The following is a 14,549-nucleotide window of genomic DNA, read 5'->3' on the forward strand; positions in this document are numbered from 1 at the left end:
ATTCGTCGTTTTTTTACTCTACACATCAATAAGTTATATAAATTCCATTCTTTAAAACCATTTGTTTCGAAAATTTTTCTGAAAGTTTTTTAGCCAGTTTCCTATCTTTTAAGTTAAGCAAGTTGATAACAAAAACGCCAAAACAGGCGATTCATCTTGCCAACTTAAAGTAAAGGAAATCATTCAGAGGAATTTATTATGAAAAAGTCGAATCTAGCTGTTACTGCTGCTGTTACTGGTCTTCTAGCTCTTGGTGGCACAATGCTAACTGCAGCTCCAGCTGTCGCTGCTGATAAAGAGAAGTGCTACGGCGTTTCTAAAGCAGGTAAAAACGACTGTGCAACGAAAAGCAGCTCATGTGCTGGTACTTCTAAAGAAGATAACCAAAAAGACGCATTCGTAGTCGTACCAAAAGGTCTATGTGACAAACTCGTTGGCGGTAGCACTTCTTCTTCATAATTTTTTATCGCTAGCTACTGCAAGGATGCGTTGACGCTCAACCAGCGCATCCTTCTCTTCCCGCCCGCTTTGAAAAGGAGTTTCACGTGAAACACCACACCTTCCACGACCTTGTTGGAGTTGGATTAAGAACCCCTCACCTCGATTACTTTAGCCAAAATAAACCCAAGTTATCTTGGTTAGAAATCCACAGTGAAAACTATTTTCAACCCAACGCTGCAGAGCGCAATCAATTACAGGCATTACGCGAGCAGTATCAAATTAGCTGTCACGGCATTGGTCTGTCATTAGGTTCGGTGGAACGTGTGAATCAAAAGCACCTTGCTCAACTTAAAGCGCTGATTGACTCAATCGACCCGATTCTTGTTTCTGACCATTTGAGTTGGAGTGAAAACGGCGGTCACTACTTTAATGACCTGCTTCCACTTCCGTATACGGAAGAAGCGCTCAAAGTGTTCACTCGTAACGTGAATGAAGTGCAGGATTATTTGCAACGCGAGATCTTGATAGAGAACCCATCTAGTTATGTGAAGTTTCAACATTCGACCATCAGCGAATGGGAGTTTCTTACCGAAGTGCAAAAGCGCACTGACTGTCGTTTATTGCTCGATCTAAACAATGTTTATGTTTCGGCGTTCAACCACGGTTTTGATTGCGACACATACCTAGATGCAATTCCAGCCGACAAAGTGGATGAGATTCACTTGGCAGGTTTTACCATCAAACAACTCGACAAAGGTGAGATATGGATTGATACCCATAGCCGCCCAGTTAGCGATGAAGTTTGGCAACTGTTCGCGCAGTGGACAAAAAAGCATGGTCCACGTCATGCATTGATTGAATGGGACTTGGATATCCCTGCGCCAGAAATCTTACTCGGAGAAGCACAGAAAGCATCGCAGCTGCTGTTGCAAGGCACACTTCCAAGTGAACAAAGCGAACCAAGGAAGGCATCATGAATCTAGCCACCTTACAAAGCCAGTTTGCTAAAGCCCTACACTATCAAGCACTCGGTGAAGATTGCGATATTGCCAGTGATGAGTTTACCGCTGATGAACGCATGCAGATTTACCGCAATAACTTTATCGTTAGCTTGAGCGAGGTGTTATCCGCGACCTACCCGATGGTTGAAGCACTGCTTGGTGAAGAATGCTTTGAACAGATGGCTCGCCAGCATGTTCTCTCTTATCCATTAGAAGAAGGAAATGTGGTGCATTATGGCGACGGCTTTCAAGACACCATCATGCAGTTTAGTCAGGTGATCGCACAAGCACCTTACAGCCCTGAAGTCGCACGCTTCGAATGGCATATCGACCTCGCTCGTCAAGCACAGTATGAACAATCCAATGCGGCAGCATTAAAACCGCTTGCGTTACTTGGCGAACTGAGTGAGGAGCAACAACCCGCTTTGGTTTTGCACCTTAAACAAGGCTGCCGAAGCTTTGACTCCAGCTACGCGGTATTTGATTTGTTCAGCGCGATTCAAACTGGCCAATTCGAACAACTTAATATCAACCAATTACAGCAAGGTGTCATCTCGATTCAAGCCAATGGAGAAGCCTTGTGTCACGCACTCGATGCCGATGTGTTCCAACTGCTGCAATGTTTAGAGCAGAAACTGAGTTTGAGCGAAATACCTGAAGTTTTACTCGCTCATCTCAATAGCATCATGGCACTCGATCTCGTTGACGGCTTTACATTGAAATCAATCTAAGGAGCACTCTATGACGGATACGGTTAAAAACTTAGTGAATCGGTACGACGATTTAATCAGCACCCTACAAGCTGGCTTTGTCCCTTTACTACTTCTCTTTTGTCGCTTGTGGGTTGCATGGGTGTTCTTCAATTCAGGGCTAATCAAAATCTCGTCTTGGGATAGCACACTGTATTTATTTGAGCTGGAATACCAAGTGCCAATACTGCCATGGGAATTGGCGGCTTACTTAGGTACGGCTGCAGAATTGGTTCTACCGGTCTTCTTAGCACTAGGCTTGATTACCCGCCCGATGGCTGCGATTCTGTTTGTGTTCAACATCATCGCTGTGGTCTCTTACCCACTGTTGTGGGAGAAAGGTTTCTATGATCACCAACTTTGGGGATTGATGATTCTTGTAGTGATTGTGTGGGGACCAGGGCCATTGTCCCTCGACCACATATTGAAGAAGAAAATCACTCGCTAAAAAAATCCCCGCATGATGCGGGGATTTTTTTACTATTTGTTCAAGTAAGCCAGTAGCTCTTCAGCTGAGATACCTTGCTTCGCGAGGTCTTTTGCCATCTGCTCTACTTGCTCGCCTTTACGTGATTCAATCACTTGCTGAAATTGATACACAAGATCACGTAATACCGGCACTGGAACTTGTTTTGCCGCGCTACGAATGCGCTCAGAGCTTTGGTTACCTAATTCGTTAAGCAACTTACCAAACATCACCTTTTCTGGTGACTCTTCCATTTGCTCTAGGATACGAGCCATTTCATACGTGGTTAACGACATTACTTTATGAGTTCCGTTATGGTGTCGAGAAAAGTTTGAACGACAAATATACACGCGTTAGGTACATTGGAAAATACTAAATTACCGAGTTTTACGCATTCGCCAATTTCGCATGCCAGTTCTTACCAGCTTTGCTAAACAGAATCACCAAAGCTGGAAGCAATACCCACATATGAATCGCAATTAGAGTTTGTGGATCCAGTGATAAACGTTGTAGCGTACCCACTAACAAACCAGAGCCACTCATTTGGAACAAACCAAGTAGTGCAGCTGCAGTACCCGCTTTATCACCAAACGGTTCTAACGCTTTACCAGCTGCTGCGCCAAGAATCCAAGCGAAGCCAACCGATGAGATAAAGATTGGCAGCATGAAAGACAGTGCCGTGTTGTGCTCTCTCATCACCATCATGATCACACCAGAAATCGCCAGTAAGCTGATACCGACAACCAGTGAATTGTGTGTGCCCCAACGATCCATGAACTTAGGTGCAAGCATACAAGCCGCAATGTTGAACGCTGCATTCAGACCAAACCAGAAGGTGAATTCATTCATCGACAAGCCCATGCCTGTCATTAGAACGCCAGGAGCTGAAGTCACGTAAGCAAGAATGACTGCCATCGCCATCAAACACAGTGAAGCGTGGAAGATGAATGATGGTGTGCTCAAGACTGCCCAGTAGCGGCTTAGTTTAAATACCGCCTGCTTTTCTGTTGCAGGGTTGGTTTCCTTCATACCAAGGAACATCATCGCACCTGCAATTACAGCGAAACCCGCCATAAAACTGAAGTTTGCACGCCAATCAAATTGTTGGGTTAACCAACTACCAAGAATCGGCGCCAGTGCCGGGATAAAGCAGATCGCACCATTAAGGTAGCTGATCATTTTGCCGCTTTTTTCCGGACCAAAGATATCGCGAACTGTTGCAAAGGCTGCTACAGATGTTGCACATGCACCTAAGCCTTGTAGCAAGCGAGCCGCCAACATCCACTCAATATTTTGAGCACTCCACGCCAATAAAGCGCTCAATGCGTAGATGGTGATGCCTCCCAATGCAACAGTTCGACGTCCGAGTTTATCTGCCAAGGGACCAGCGAATAGCTGACCAACCCCCATAGCAAATAGGAACCAAGTGATGGTGTCTTGTGCCAATGCATTTTCTACCTGAAAAGTGGACGCGATAAGAGGCAAAGCAGGTAGATAGATATCAATCGCAAGCGGACTGAACAGAACTAACATGGTCAACAGCGCCATCTGTTTTTTGCTATTTGTAATATGGCTAGACACAAAACACTCCAAATTGAACAAGAACTTTTGAGCAAAGCTTAATCATCTGATGATATGAATGGAAATGATGTATACTCATGACCATTATTCCAATGGGGAAAATCACTGTGAACGTAGAGAAACTGGCACGCATCGACCTCAATTTGCTGGTCTGTTTTAAAGTGCTGATTGAAGAGTTGAATGTCACCCGAGCCGCCCACAGACTGTGCTTGAGTCAGTCTGCCGTGAGCAAATCCTTAGCGAAATTACGTACCCAATTTGACGATCCCCTATTCACTCGAAACTCACACGGATTAACGCCAACACCGCGCGCATTGTTCCTTAAACCGAAACTGGATCTGTTGATAAACCAACTTGAGGTACTGACTCAACCCGAAGAGTTCTCGCCACAGAGCAGTGAGTACCGTTTTCAAATCGCAGCGGTAGAGAGTGTCTACCCGCTCATTCTACCCCACTTCTTGCCAGCAATATTCCAACAAGCGCCAGGCGTGACCATAAGCACCCACTCTTGGTCGGAACAAACGTTCAAGATGATTCAACGCGGTGAAATCGATTTAGGCATGACAGGTCGAGATATCGACATAAACGATGCCAAGCTGACTATGCTGCCGCCAGATGACATTTGTGAACAGGAAATCTATCGCGACCACCAAATGTGTATCGTACGTAAAGACCACCCGGCTTTGCGTGGTAATTGGAACTTAGAAGCTTATTTAGCCCTGCGCCATGTTCAGGTGCGTTGTGATGGCAACGACCGTTGGCTGCTCGACTATCGTCTAGCCGACATTGGTCGCGAACGTGATATCGCAGTCACCGTACCGGACTTTAACAGTGCCGCCAGTTTGTGTTCTTACACTGATTTTGTGTTTACCGCGCCAAGCCACTTTGTGAAGCTGGCAGCCAAGCAACACGACATGGCATTGCTGCCGCTGCCACTCGAATTCCCGCCAATGGCTTACACTTTGTTCTGGCACCGAGACAGAGAAAATGACCCAGCTTTAACTTGGCTACGTACCATGATCACGCAAAAAACCGATCATCTTAGATAAAAATCCCGGACGCGATTTGCGCTCTTACGGTAAAATGAGTAGCTTAACAGTCGATAGTCCTTTTTGGCTCATCTATGGCCTGTTGTACTCCGACTCTATTGAAGTGATTGCGATCCTCAATGGAATCGTAAACTGCATGAAGCAGATGGAAACAGCTCCCACACCTGAGCATGAAGGAGCGGTAATTTGAAGGAATAACACAGATGCACAACGATACCCAAAGCCGCGTGAATGCAATTCGCGAATGGCTAGCACAACATAATATTGATGCCCTACTTGTCCCACATGAAGACGAGTATTTGGGCGAATACGTACCAGCGCACAACGAGCGTTTACATTGGCTAACTGGTTTTACTGGTTCTGCTGGTGCTGCGGTAATCACCAAAGACAAAGCCGCTATCTTTGTTGATGGTCGCTACACGGTACAAGTCACTAAGCAGGTTCCTGCTGATCTATTCGAATACCGTCACCTGATTGAAGAGCCTGCACTAGATTGGATTAAAGACCATCTTGCAAATGGCGCGTCTGTGGCAATCGACCCTCGCATGCACAGCTCTGCTTGGTTAGACATGGCACAAGCAAAACTTGCAGGCTCACTTGAGCTTAAGATTCTCGACAGCAACCCAATTGATGAGCTGTGGCAAGACCGCCCTGCTCCTGTGGTTTCTGATGTTCGCCTAATGGCAACAGAAGCGGTTGGTCAATCAAGTGAAAGCAAGCGCCAAGAAATCGCAGAGCTCGTGAAAAAAACCGGCGCAGACAGCGCGGTGATCACAGCACTTGATTCTATCTGTTGGTTGCTCAACGTTCGTGGTCTAGATGTATCACGTCTACCAGTTCTGCTTTCTCACGCGATTCTGCATTCAGACTCAAGCGTGGAATACTTCCTAGATCCAGCGCGCCTACCTGCTGAGTTTGACGCTCACGTTGGTTCTGGCGTAACAGTTCATCACCCAGAAGCATTACAAGCACGACTAGAAACTCTAACTGGCAAGAATGTACTGGTTGACCCTGCGACAAGTAACGCGTGGTTTAAGCTGGTTCTACAAAATGCTGGTGCATCAGTGGTAAGTAAAGCTGACCCATGCCTAATGCCAAAAGCGGCGAAGAACGCAGTTGAAATCGCAGGTATGAAAGCATGTCATATCCGAGATGGCGTGGCGATGAGCAAGTTCCTATCTTGGTTAGATGCAGAAGTCGTTGCGGGTAACTTGCATGATGAAGCAGCATTGGCTGACAAACTAGAAGCGTTCCGTAGCGAAGACCCGACGCTTATGGACCTTAGCTTCGATACTATTTCGGCAGCAGGTGGCAACGCGGCGATGTGTCACTACAACCACGAAAACCAACCTGAACCTGGCAAGCTAGAGCTGAACACACTTTACCTAGTGGATTCAGGCGGTCAGTACCTAGATGGCACGACAGACATCACGCGTACCATCGCGATCGGTCAGCCTTCACAAGAGATGATTAAACAATTCACTCTCGCACTAAAAGGTCACATCGGTGTTGCTCGTGCACGTTTCCCGAAAGGCACACGTGGTTACCAAATCGATACACTAGCTCGTCAGCACCTATGGGCGGAAGGCTACGATTACGACCACGGTACTGGCCACGGTGTTGGTCACTTCCTAAGTGTTCATGAAGGTCCAGCGAGCATTTCGAAGAAGCAAATCGACGTGCCTCTAACAGAAGGCATGGTGCTATCCAACGAGCCAGGTTACTACCGTGCGGATGCGTTTGGTATCCGTATCGAGAACCTAGAGCTTGTTGTTGAAACACCAACTAACGGTGACTTCCCTGTTCTGTCATTTGAGTCACTAACACGCTGCCCAATCGACAAGCGCAATATCAACGTTGATATGCTAACTCGTCCAGAACTTGCTTGGCTGAATGATTACCATCAGAAAGTATGGGATGAGATCAGCCCGCTAGTTGAAGGCAATGTGAAAGAGTGGCTTCGTCAAGCAACACTACCAGTAGCACACAGCTAGAAGCTAGAAGCTAGAAGCTAGAAAAAGTAGAGGGTTGATGTTTTGCATCAACCCTCTTTTTTTGCCTATGTTTCACGTGAAACATAACGATGACCAGTGGCTTTATTTATTGCTTAACCGGAATACGCTGAGTGCCAATCTCGCCATACAGGGTCAAAACCTTTGGCTCGAATCATATTTTCCACAGAACCCGCGCTTCGTTCGTCACTGATCTCAAACTGCTCGAGTTCAACATCATCCATCGCATAACCACCCGGCTGAGTTTTCGATGCAGCAGACATACTAGTGATGCCTAACGGTAATGCATTGTCTCTGAACTTCGGTGATTCACGAGTCGATAATGACAACTCCACTTCTGGATTCAACAAGCGATAAGCGCAAATCAACTGCACAAGCTGTTTATCCGTCATGACTGATTTTGGTTGGAGCGCGCCCTCACAAGGACGTAAACGTGGGAAAGAAATTGAGTAACGAGTCTGCCAATACGTGCGCTCAAGATAGTCCAAGTGCGCTGCAACATAAAAGCAATCGGTACGCCACTCTTCCAATCCTATCAAAGCACCAATACCGATCTTATCGATGCCTGCTTTTGCAAGACGATCGGGTGTATCCAATCGGTATTCGAAATCCATTTTATTACCTCGCAAATGGTGCTCGGCGTAAGTCGAAGGATGATACGTTTCTTGATAGACCATCACCGCATCCAAACCCAATGTCTTGAGCTCTGCGTATTCGTCTTGATCTAGCGGCTGCACTTCCATCGCCAAATAGTTAAAGCGCTTCTTAATCATCGGCACCATTTCGCGGAAGTATTTCATGCCCACTTTGGTTTCGTGTTCGCCAGTCACCAGCAATACGCTATCAAACTTCATGCGTTTAATGGCTTCAACTTCTGCAGCCACTTCGTCCCTATTCAAAGTACGACGCTTGATTCTGTTCTCCATCGAGAAGCCACAATAAGTACAAGCATTGGCGCACAAGTTAGAAAGGTACAGTGGAATATAAAGCGACATGGTATTACCAAAACGCTTGCGAGTGGCCGAGTATGACAGTTGTGCCATCTGCTCTAAGTACGCTTCAGCCGCTGGTGAAATTAGCGCTTTAAAGTCTTCCAAATCACGCTTGGGTTTATTCAATGCTCGCTCGACATCTTGTGCCGTTTTCGCGTAGATCGACATCGAAATGTCATCCCAATTCAGCTGCTTAAATTGTTCAACGAAGCTCATGTTTTCCTCGCTTAATAGCTAAACCAATCTAGGACTAAAGCTCATCTAGGAATGACGTCAGTGGACTCGACGCAACCGCATGAGAAACCTTACCAGCAAGTCCAGCTTCATAAGCCATACGCCCCGACTCTACCGCCAACTTAAATGCCTTCGCCATCGCAACGGGATCGCTCGAAGCTGCAATCGCAGTATTGACGAGCACGGCATCCGCTCCCATTTCCATCGCACGCGCGGCATGTGAAGGTGCGCCAATACCCGCATCGACAACGACAGGAACATTAGCTTGGTCGATGATAATCTCTAGGAAATCGTGAGAAACTATCCCTTTGTTGGAACCAATCGGCGCACCTAATGGCATGACTGCAGCACAGCCTACTTCTTCCAATCGTTTGCACAGAACCGGGTCAGCATGACAATAAGGAAGGACAATGAAGCCCTCACGAACCAGTTGCTCAGCGGCAGCAAGTGTCTCAATTGGATCGGGCATCAAGTACTTCGGGTCTGGGTGAATCTCCAATTTTAGCCAGTTTGTACCTAACGCTTCTCTCGCTAATTGTGCTGCAAACACAGCATCTTTAGCATTCTTTGCACCTGAGGTGTTCGGCAATAAGTTCACGCCCGCTTGTACTAACGGCAGCAAAATATCGTCTTGTTGGTCGTTCACATCCACACGCTTCAACGCCATGGTCGCAAGTTGAGAACCCGATACTTGAATCGCTTCTGCCATTAATCGGCTGTTGGCAAACTTCCCTGTTCCCGTGAACAGTCTTGATTCGAATTGTTTATCACCAATTTTAAGCATCGACTTTAACCCCCTGCGATTGCTTGAAACAAAGAGATGCTATCTCCCTGTGAAAGAACTGTGCTAGCCCACTCACTGCGCGGCACAACATTGTTATTAATTGCAAAAACACAGCCCATTTCAGGCAGCGCAAATTGACTAATGATTTGCTGTAGATTCGACTCACTGGCAACTTGATGTGACTGGTCATTGATGACAATAGTGATCACATCTAAGTCAGCAGCGGTCATTTGTGTTGTTTGTTGTTCTGATAACGTCATTGCTTCCAACTCTCTTAATTCTGCCCATTACTCGTAAGCTAAATCTGAGCACACACTTGGCACTGTTTGTCTTTGCTTATTGCCATGGTTTGCCATTGCAGTTTCAATCCATCAAACAGGTGTAGCTTGGCAGTCTCGACATGAAACTTTCCCGTCGCCAGTTTTTGAATTGCCGCTATCGCTTGGTAGTTACCAAGTGTGCCCACCACCGGACCGACGACACCGCTCTCACTGCACTTTTGCGTTTGCGGTAATTCGTCGAACGGATACAAACAGCGGTAACAGGCTTTACTCTGCGCTTCTTGTTCACTTGGTGTTTGGTAATCAAAGACAGCGAATTGCCCTTGCCAACCAAGTGCTGCCGCCGAGATGAGCGGCGTGTTTTGCTCGAAACAAACTTGGTTAATGAGCTGGCGCGTCGGCATGTTATCGGTGCAGTCGAGCACCACATCCGCTAGCATCACTTCAAGCTGCAGCTGTGCTTTGTCCAATCGCTTATTGAGAGCACGAATTTGAATCATAGAATTAAGGTCAGTCAGTTGCTTTACAGTCGCTTTTGTTTTCGCAACGTGGATGTCTTGCTCACGATAAATGATCTGACGTTGTAGGTTACTGCTATCAACTTCATCGTCATCGACCACAACCAATTTACCAACACCCGCTGATGCCAAGTACAAACTCGCAGCACTTCCTAACCCACCACAACCGATGATCAGCACATGCGATTTACTCAATCGCTCTTGCCCAACTTCGGCAATTTCTGGCAGAGCGACTTGACGTTGATAGCGAAGGAACTGCTTATCCGTGAGCATGCTCGCCTCTCTTGCTATACGCCAACTCACCATTCTGCTCAGTAAACGTTAGTTGTCTTTCCTTCATCAGTTGTGCAAAAAACTCGATAACGGACTGAGGTGATTCTGCCAACGTAATAGCACGCACAACCGCCAAACTAGAAACACCCGTTTGCCAAACTTGGTCTGCATTAGATTGATCAATGCCACCAATTGCGACCGTCGGAAAGCCAAGCACACAGTCACTACCTGCTTTGTCTTTTGCAGGACGGAAAGCTAGATCTTTGTTTCCGTAAGGGATGCTATCAATCAGCTTTTGATACAGTGCCAAGCGCACCAAACCTTGTGGTTTCGATGGCATCTGTTTTGTGGTGGTTGGGAAAATATGCCCTAGTGCGATGTAGCTAGGATGAATTTGTACGATGCGCAGTAGTTCGTAATAACCATGCGTAGAAAGACCAAGACGAATGCCGGCTTTAGTTATCTGAGCCAAATTCGATTCTTCTATGTCTTCTTGTCCTAGGTGAACACCATAAGCGCCATGCTTGATTGCCAACTGCCAATAGTCATTGATGAACACTTGCGCTTGATACTGACGACCTAGCTCAATTGCTCGAATGATCTGTTGTTCTAAATCGGCTTGTTGTGGGTTCTTGATTCGCAGTTGAATAGTGTTGATGCCTAGTGACAGTAAACGCTCAATCCAAGCAACATCATCAACGACTGGGTAGAGCCCAAGACTTTGCTTGGTTAGAGTTGGAAAGCTAACGCGCTCCCCTTGTGCAGACCAACCAACTTGAATACCTAGTCGGTTATCCTCCAGTACAGGTGTGGGGAAATCATCAAATTGGTCAGCCCACTGAGTAGATCTTCCCTCGTCAAGGTTGTCATTCAACAGTGTTTCACGTGAAACATTCGCTTGTTGAGTTAGCATTCCTCGAGCAAGTGTTAACGCATCTTCGATAGGAAAATCGAGTACTGTCAGCGTTACTATCCAAGCAAGGTGATGTTCGGGATCGAACATTGCGTTGAATTTGGACTTAACGGAAAGCGCTCTCACTTCGTTGTTAATTGGGTGACGCCAGATATCAAGCTGAAGCACTTTCTCCTTTTCATCGGATACTTGCGTATCATCAATGCCAATATAAATCGCTTTCGACGGTTGCTTAGCACACGCTTCTACCGATAAAACAGAGCGGTAATAGAGCACAAATGAACTCTCATTCTCAGAGTCATAACCATCAATAAGATCTGTCGTTATGCGTGTGGTCTGTTGGTCGCGAACAAGCTGAATAGATTGAGTTGGGCTCACACCCAACTCAATGTCTTCGATGCTAAAACCCTGTTCTTTCGCCAACAACAAACATTGCTGAACTAAACCAGTCAGTTCAATCAATGATGACGGAATAAGGATTTTGCTCATTAGTCACTTACCTCGGCATGTGCTGCTGGGTGGTATAGCTCAGAACCTGACTCTCTAAATTCTTGCGATTTTTGACGCATCCCCTCAAGAGGATCATCCAGCATTTTGATTGAGATAGCTTGGTCCGCAGCAACTTGCTCAGTGTCTTTCGCATACTCTCGTACCTCTTGCGAGATCTTCATCGAGCAGAACTTTGGTCCACACATCGAACAGAAGTGAGCAACTTTGCCGGACTCTTGAGGCAAGGTTTCATCATGGAAAGCACGAGCAGTATCTGGGTCGAGCGACAAGTTAAATTGATCTTCCCAACGGAACTCGAAGCGAGCTTTAGAAAGCGCATTATCACGAACTTGAGCGCCAGGGTGCCCTTTCGCTAAATCAGCGGCGTGCGCAGCAAGCTTGTAAGTGATCATGCCTACTTTCACGTCTTCTTTGTTTGGTAAGCCAAGATGCTCTTTAGGAGTTACGTAGCAAAGCATTGCACAGCCATACCAACCAATCATGGCAGCGCCGATGCCTGAAGTAATATGGTCGTAACCTGGAGCGACGTCTGTCGTCAATGGACCAAGGGTATAAAAAGGAGCCTCATGACAGTGCTCTAACTGCTCTTCCATGTTCTCTTTGATCATATGCATTGGAACATGACCAGGACCTTCGATAATCACCTGTACGTCGTATTCCCACGCAACCTTGGTCAATTCGCCAAGAGTACGAAGCTCTGCAAATTGCGCTTCGTCGTTAGCATCGGCTACCGAGCCAGGGCGCAGGCCATCACCGAGAGACAGTGCCACATCGTACTTAGCACAGATTTCACAGATCTCTCGGAAATGGGTGTATAAGAAGCTTTCTTGGTGATGCGCTAAACACCATTTCGCGATGATAGAACCGCCACGAGAGACGATGCCAGTAACGCGTTTAGCCGTCATTGGCACATAACGAAGTAATAAACCGGCATGGATAGTGAAGTAGTCAACGCCCTGCTCTGCTTGCTCGATCAGAGTATCGCGCATCACTTCCCAGTTAAGGTTTTCAGCAACACCATTCACTTTCTCAAGCGCTTGGTACATAGGTACGGTACCGATAGGAACCGGACTGTTACGTAGAATCCACTCGCGAGTTTCGTGAATGTTACGACCCGTAGAGAGATCCATAACGGTATCTCCACCCCAGCGCGTTGCCCATACTAACTTTTCTACTTCTTCCTCAATCGAAGAAGTGACCGATGAGTTACCGATGTTGGCGTTCACTTTGACCAAAAAGTTACGTCCAATGATCATCGGTTCAGATTCGGGGTGGTTGATATTAGAAGGGATAATTGCGCGACCTTCGGCAACTTCTTTACGCACAAACTCGGCGGTAATATCTTTAGGTAGGTTCGCTCCGAAGCTTTGACCCGGATGCTGTTGATTCAGCACTTCATCGCGGTATTGAGCACGCCCCATATTTTCACGCAGGGCGATGTATTCCATTTCCGGGGTGATTATACCCTTGCGAGCATAGTGCAATTGAGTCACGCACTGCCCATCTTTGGCACGTCGAATACGTGGCAGATTTCCGTAACGAAGCTCGTCTAGAGTTTCATCTTCTAGGCGCTCTTTGGTGTATACCGAGCTTACTTCATTAAGTAGTTCAGTATCGGCACGCTCTTCAATCCACCCTTCTCTCAGCTTAGGTAAGCCGTTGTAGAGGTCTATGGTGTGTTCTGGATCTGTGTATACACCCGAGGTATCGTAAACACGTACTGGCTCATTAGGCTCGAAAATAGGCGCTTCTTTTGTACCTCCAATAAGGCTATCAGCGAGTGATATTTCACGCATTGGCACACGGATATCGGGACGTGAACCCTCTACGTAGACTTTGCTTGAATTTGGGTACGGTTGTACCGAGAGTGTATCAATGAACTGTTTTGCTTCCAGTCTCGCTTGCTTGCGACTCGACATAGCATTTTTCCTTGCTTTGTTATGCTTAGATAAAAAGTATTGGGATAAAAATGCTTGGCGGATAGATGCGACAAGAGGAATCGAATTAAGGACAAGTTGAGCGGATGCTCTTCGTCTATAACAACATTCGACTATTTGATAGGTCTACCAGATAGAACTCTGGTGTAGATATCTTCTCTTGTTCCCTTCGCAGATTCTAATCTGATCAGGTTCAACGGATCCCGAATTAACGGTCTCAGCCTTATGGCACTCCGACAAGTGAAATCAGTATATAAAAACGGCTTGGTTAAACCAAGCCGACCTGATTAAGATTTGAGTGTTTTTGCTAGCTACGCATCAATAATTGGAAACCAATCCACGCAGCTGAAATGCTTAACACGACATTCAGCAATACGTTCAAGCCCATCTTAAAGAAAGCGCCCTGCTGCATAAGCAACACGTTATCCATCGAGAAAGTAGAGAATGTGGTTAATGCGCCCAAAAAGCCAAGGCCGATGATTTGACGCCATGGGTCAGTGACCATTAACTCAGTTTCAAAAGCAGCAATCAGTAGACCCATAATAAATGAGCCAACAACGTTAACCGTTAATGTACCGTATGGAAAACCACGACCAAGTAGCATCACACACAGTTCAGAAATTAAGTAACGAGAACATGCACCAAATGCGCCGCCTAATGCAATAAAACCCAAAATGGATAGTTGCCCCATAATTCCCCCAGAAAAGTTAATGGCGACATTGTAATCAAATTTACGACAATAGTGATTATACAATCTTAGAATCCAGCAAAGTAATAGCGCTTAAAACTTATCAAGATTTAAAAAGTT

At 46.3% G+C, this 14,549-nt stretch carries 15 protein-coding genes and 1 riboswitch; of the genes, 6 read left to right on the forward strand and 9 right to left on the reverse strand.

Going from position 1 to position 14,549, the window contains the following annotated elements; translation table 11 throughout:
- Positions 1–198 precede the first annotated feature (198 nt).
- The 4 genes from J4N37_RS15760 to J4N37_RS15775 all read left to right on the forward strand — a co-directional run bounded on the left by J4N37_RS15760 (position 199) and on the right by J4N37_RS15775 (position 2,639).
- Complete coding sequence (locus tag J4N37_RS15760) at positions 199–459, forward strand: BufA1 family periplasmic bufferin-type metallophore (protein WP_005451246.1); 261 nt, start codon at positions 199–201, stop codon at positions 457–459.
- A gap of 86 nt (positions 460–545) precedes the next feature.
- On the forward strand, positions 546–1,418 hold the full coding sequence (bufB, locus tag J4N37_RS15765) for an MNIO family bufferin maturase (protein WP_180826023.1): 873 nt from the start codon (positions 546–548) through the stop codon (positions 1,416–1,418).
- Positions 1,415–2,173 carry an HvfC/BufC N-terminal domain-containing protein gene (locus tag J4N37_RS15770; RefSeq protein ID WP_252041349.1) on the forward strand — a complete coding sequence of 253 codons (759 nt, stop codon included), beginning with the start codon at positions 1,415–1,417 and terminating at the stop codon, positions 2,171–2,173. The genes bufB and J4N37_RS15770 overlap by 4 nt, the downstream gene beginning before the upstream one ends.
- A 10-nt stretch (positions 2,174–2,183) precedes the next feature.
- A complete protein-coding gene (locus tag J4N37_RS15775) occupies positions 2,184–2,639 on the forward strand; it encodes a DoxX family protein (protein WP_199452862.1) in 456 nt (151 codons plus the stop codon).
- Between the two features lie 32 nt (positions 2,640–2,671).
- Here J4N37_RS15775 and tsrA read toward each other — a convergent pair whose 3' ends face one another.
- On the reverse strand, positions 2,672–2,953 hold the full coding sequence (tsrA, locus tag J4N37_RS15780; RefSeq protein WP_005443411.1) for an H-NS-like global regulator TsrA: 282 nt from the start codon (positions 2,951–2,953) through the stop codon (positions 2,672–2,674).
- Positions 2,954–3,044: 91 nt separating this feature from the next.
- Positions 3,045–4,238: a multidrug effflux MFS transporter gene (locus tag J4N37_RS15785; RefSeq protein ID WP_252041350.1), complete on the reverse strand. Its 1,194-nt coding sequence runs from the start codon at positions 4,236–4,238 to the stop codon at positions 3,045–3,047.
- 107 nt (positions 4,239–4,345) lie between these two features.
- Here J4N37_RS15785 and J4N37_RS15790 point away from each other — a divergent pair, with 107 nt between their 5' ends.
- Together J4N37_RS15790 and J4N37_RS15795 are read left to right on the forward strand one after the other, a co-directional pair.
- A complete protein-coding gene (locus J4N37_RS15790; RefSeq protein WP_005447244.1) occupies positions 4,346–5,287 on the forward strand; it encodes a LysR substrate-binding domain-containing protein in 942 nt (313 codons plus the stop codon).
- 203 nt (positions 5,288–5,490) lie between these two features.
- A complete protein-coding gene (locus J4N37_RS15795; protein WP_252041351.1) occupies positions 5,491–7,281 on the forward strand; it encodes an aminopeptidase P family protein in 1,791 nt (596 codons plus the stop codon).
- A gap of 113 nt (positions 7,282–7,394) precedes the next feature.
- Here J4N37_RS15795 and thiH read toward each other — a convergent pair whose 3' ends face one another.
- From thiH to crcB, 7 genes are all read right to left on the reverse strand, one after another.
- Positions 7,395–8,507: a 2-iminoacetate synthase ThiH gene (gene thiH, locus J4N37_RS15800; RefSeq protein ID WP_252041353.1), complete on the reverse strand. Its 1,113-nt coding sequence runs from the start codon at positions 8,505–8,507 to the stop codon at positions 7,395–7,397.
- Between the two features lie 34 nt (positions 8,508–8,541).
- A complete protein-coding gene (locus tag J4N37_RS15805; protein ID WP_005397059.1) occupies positions 8,542–9,309 on the reverse strand; it encodes a thiazole synthase in 768 nt (255 codons plus the stop codon).
- Between the two features lie 5 nt (positions 9,310–9,314).
- Positions 9,315–9,569, reverse strand: a complete 255-nt coding sequence (gene thiS / locus J4N37_RS15810; protein WP_005378804.1) for a sulfur carrier protein ThiS — start codon at positions 9,567–9,569, stop codon at positions 9,315–9,317.
- A gap of 38 nt (positions 9,570–9,607) precedes the next feature.
- Entirely contained in the window at positions 9,608–10,381 is a 774-nt protein-coding gene (locus J4N37_RS15815; RefSeq protein WP_061065484.1) for a HesA/MoeB/ThiF family protein, read from the reverse strand.
- On the reverse strand, positions 10,368–11,783 hold the full coding sequence (locus tag J4N37_RS15820) for a thiamine phosphate synthase (protein WP_252041354.1): 1,416 nt from the start codon (positions 11,781–11,783) through the stop codon (positions 10,368–10,370). The genes J4N37_RS15815 and J4N37_RS15820 overlap by 14 nt, the downstream gene beginning before the upstream one ends.
- Positions 11,783–13,723, reverse strand: a complete 1,941-nt coding sequence (thiC, locus tag J4N37_RS15825) for a phosphomethylpyrimidine synthase ThiC (RefSeq protein WP_252041356.1) — start codon at positions 13,721–13,723, stop codon at positions 11,783–11,785. Before thiC ends, J4N37_RS15820 begins: the two co-directional genes overlap by 1 nt.
- Positions 13,724–13,888: 165 nt before the next feature.
- Positions 13,889–13,987: riboswitch (TPP riboswitch) on the reverse strand.
- A 61-nt stretch (positions 13,988–14,048) separates the two neighbouring features.
- A complete protein-coding gene (gene crcB / locus J4N37_RS15830; RefSeq protein ID WP_005535872.1) occupies positions 14,049–14,432 on the reverse strand; it encodes a fluoride efflux transporter CrcB in 384 nt (127 codons plus the stop codon).
- Positions 14,433–14,549: the final 117 nt, after the last annotated feature.

The organism is Vibrio sp. SCSIO 43153 (assembly GCF_023716625.1).
GTDB lineage: Bacteria > Pseudomonadota > Gammaproteobacteria > Enterobacterales > Vibrionaceae > Vibrio > Vibrio rotiferianus.

Excerpts from the sequence above, each read along its gene's own strand:
- thiS (WP_005378804.1), bottom strand. The coding sequence starts at position 9,569 with ATGACGTTATCAGAACAACAAACAACACAAATGACCGCTGCTGACTTA.
- J4N37_RS15805 (WP_005397059.1), bottom strand. The coding sequence starts at position 9,309 with ATGCTTAAAATTGGTGATAAACAATTCGAATCAAGACTGTTCACGGGA.
- tsrA (WP_005443411.1), bottom strand. The coding sequence starts at position 2,953 with ATGTCGTTAACCACGTATGAAATGGCTCGTATCCTAGAGCAAATGGAA.
- J4N37_RS15760 (WP_005451246.1), top strand. The coding sequence starts at position 199 with ATGAAAAAGTCGAATCTAGCTGTTACTGCTGCTGTTACTGGTCTTCTA.
- J4N37_RS15795 (WP_252041351.1), top strand. The coding sequence starts at position 5,491 with ATGCACAACGATACCCAAAGCCGCGTGAATGCAATTCGCGAATGGCTA.
- crcB (WP_005535872.1), bottom strand. The coding sequence starts at position 14,432 with ATGGGGCAACTATCCATTTTGGGTTTTATTGCATTAGGCGGCGCATTT.
- thiH (WP_252041353.1), bottom strand. The coding sequence starts at position 8,507 with ATGAGCTTCGTTGAACAATTTAAGCAGCTGAATTGGGATGACATTTCG.
- J4N37_RS15775 (WP_199452862.1), top strand. The coding sequence starts at position 2,184 with ATGACGGATACGGTTAAAAACTTAGTGAATCGGTACGACGATTTAATC.
- J4N37_RS15770 (WP_252041349.1), top strand. The coding sequence starts at position 1,415 with ATGAATCTAGCCACCTTACAAAGCCAGTTTGCTAAAGCCCTACACTAT.
- thiC (WP_252041356.1), bottom strand. The coding sequence starts at position 13,723 with ATGTCGAGTCGCAAGCAAGCGAGACTGGAAGCAAAACAGTTCATTGAT.
- J4N37_RS15815 (WP_061065484.1), bottom strand. The coding sequence starts at position 10,381 with ATGCTCACGGATAAGCAGTTCCTTCGCTATCAACGTCAAGTCGCTCTG.
- J4N37_RS15820 (WP_252041354.1), bottom strand. The coding sequence starts at position 11,783 with ATGAGCAAAATCCTTATTCCGTCATCATTGATTGAACTGACTGGTTTA.